This is a genomic window from Rhodococcus sp. ACPA4 (genome assembly GCF_002300185.1).
GTDB classification, from domain to species: Bacteria; Actinomycetota; Actinomycetes; order Mycobacteriales; family Mycobacteriaceae; genus Rhodococcus_F; species Rhodococcus_F globerula.
This window is the reverse complement of record NZ_NSDY01000005.1, coordinates 1-2,840: the sequence shown is the minus strand read 5'-3', so window position 1 is coordinate 2,840 and position 2,840 is coordinate 1. Positions and strand designations below refer to the sequence as shown.

1 protein-coding gene is annotated in these 2,840 nt (G+C 62.0%); it reads right to left on the bottom strand.

The window, feature by feature from the left end:
• A partial coding sequence (locus CJ178_RS32380) for a condensation domain-containing protein (RefSeq protein ID WP_257013682.1) occupies positions 1–2,840 on the bottom strand: 2,840 nt, incomplete at both ends.

Sequence of the window (2,840 nt, the reverse complement as noted above, 5' to 3'; positions counted from 1 at the left end):
TCGATCACCGAATTCACAGTCACCCCCCGACCCCGAACAAACGACATCAACCCCGCAGTCTGCTCCTCGGTCAACTCCCCGAACACATCCCGCGACTCGCGATACCGACGACCAGGATCGGCAGGCGCAACCAACGTCGGCTCGTCGACACCGTCGAATGCCTTGGCCCAGACGTCAAGTGACTCTGTCTTGTTCTGCCCGGCGATCCAGGCTAGAAAGTCCCGATAGGGACGTACCCGGGGCAGCGCCGCGCCATCGGTTGCGTAAAGCACCAGCACTTCCTTCAGAAGCAGTGGCGTCGACCAACCGTCGAGCAGCAGATGATGATTGGTCATCACCAGGCGATAGCTTCCCGGGCCGGTGCTGACCAACTTCCACCGCAACAGCGGAGCTCGAGTCGGTTCGAAGCGGGTAGCGCGATCCTCCGCCATCAGGTGATCCCAGGCACGAGCGCGGGCGCCGGAGTCCAATCCGGAAAGGTCGATCTCCGACCACGGTGCTTCGACAAAATCGTGCACCACCTGCACCGGCTGAGATCCGACGTCGGTGCGAAAGGCGGTCCGCAGATTCGGATTGCGATCGAGCACCGATTGGCAGGCACGGCGCAATCGCTGCGAGTCAACCTCACCCCGCAATTCGACAACCAACTGCACAACATAGGCGTCCACCGATCCCTCGGACGCCAACGCATGGAATAGCAAACCTGCCTGCAGCGGGGACAACGGCCACACATCACTCAATGCGGGGTACCTGTCCTCGAGCAGATCGATCTCACCTTGACCGAGACTGACCAAGGCCAGATCCGACGGAGTCCGGCCACCAACACCCGGGTGACCCGAGTCGGCGGCCAGCGCTGCCAGCGTTTCGGACCACATCCTCGCGGCCACTTGAACATCGCCCTTGCCCAGTATCCCTGTGGGGAACGACCAGATTGCGCGCAGTCTCGGCCTGCCGTCTTCGCCGTCGACGGTGAGAGCATTGATGTCGAGCACAGCCGGCAACGGCGTATCCGGATTTTGTGCACCACCCAGGTCGCTGTCTCCGTTGATCGGAATCCACGCCGCCCCGGACCCGTTCGATACAGCACCGGCGCCAACCCTGCCGAGATAGTTGAAGCCGATCTGCGGTGTTGGCAACTCCCCCAACACCAGTCCGGTGTCCTCGTTGAGATAGCGCAAAAGCCCGTAGCCGATCCCGTGATCGGGTACCGCCCGAAGCTGTTCCTTGACAGATTTGACAACAGCACCCAAGGCCGGGCCACCCGAACACGCATCGTCGAGATCGATGTCCGAAAGATCTAACCGCAGTGGGAAACTCGTGGAGAACCAGCCGATGGTTCGACTCAGATCCGAGCCGGGGACCGCACCTTCCTCGCGCCCATGACCCTCGAGCCCGATCAACACATCCGCAAGGGAGGGGCTGTCTTCGCGCCGCCATGTCGTGACCGCGACGGCGAGTGCCGCCAGTAGAGCGTCGACCACACCACCGTGGAACGCTTCCGGAACTGTGGTGAGGAGTGCCTCCGTCACTTCCGGGGGTACGTCAATCTCGATGGTGCCGGTGGTGGTGCTCACGTCGATTGAGGAGTCGAGGGGCCGAGACCCGATCATGGGGTCCTCGCCCCCAGCCATCGATTGCCACAACGCGAGTTCGGCTACCCGCTCCGGTCGACGAGCCGCCTCCACAAGCCCGTAGGCCCAACGACGCATAGACGTCCCGACCGGTTCCAGTTCCGGTGATCTACCGGAACTGATCTGCGACCACGCAATCGCCAGGTCAGGTATCAATACCCGCCACGACACCCCGTCGATGACCGTATGGTGAGCCACCACCAGCGCACAACCCTGATCGCCGGAATGTGGGGGATCAAACCAGACCACCTGCACTACGGTGCCAGTGCTGGGATCAAGTCGGTCCGCCGCAGCGTCCAACTCGTATGCAGTCACCTCACGGAAATCGGCGCCGCCACGCCCGGTCGATACTTTCCGAATTATCTTCTCTGCTTGAATTGATCCGACGGGCAGGACTTTCCAGCCCCACGATCCATGTGTGTCGGGACGCAATTGAGCCCGCAGCATGTCGTGATGGTCGAGCACCGCTTGTATCGTGCTCGCCAAGCTCTGTTCGTCTATTGCCTCCGGCAGATTCAGCATCACTGCCTGCGAGAAGCGATTGAATCCCGAGCCACCCCGCTCGACGAGCCACCGCATTATCGGCGTCAACGGAACCTCGCCGACACCACCGCCCGTCATTTCCTCCAACTTCGCTACGTCGGCCCCACCCGCCTCAACTGCTACCTCCGCCAACCCAGCCACTGTTTTACGCTCGAACACATCCCGCGGGGAGATGACCACGCCCTGAGCTTTTGCCCGCGCAGCAAGCTGAATCGACATGATGCTGTCACCGCCGAGGGCGAAGAACGAATCCTCCACGCCTACCGATTCGAGTCCGAGCACCTCCTCGAACAACCCTGCTAACGCCGATTCCATCTCGGTTACCGGAGCTCGGTATTCCTTCCGAACAGCAGAAAGATCCGGCGTGGGCAATGCGTCGCGGTCCAGCTTTCCGTTAGGGGTGACCGGCAACTCGTCAACCACCACCACCGCAGCCGGCACCATCTGCGCAGGGACCCGTCCTGCCACACAATCCACAATCACCGAAGTATCCAGGCCTACAGACGGTTCCGGCACCACATACCCGACCAACCGATCTTCCCGCACCGCAGCAGCCGCCCGAACCACCCCCACACACCCCAACAGCGCCGACTCCACCTCCCCCAACTCGATCCGAACACCACGCACCTTCACCTGCAGATCACCACGACCCACAAACTCCAACGC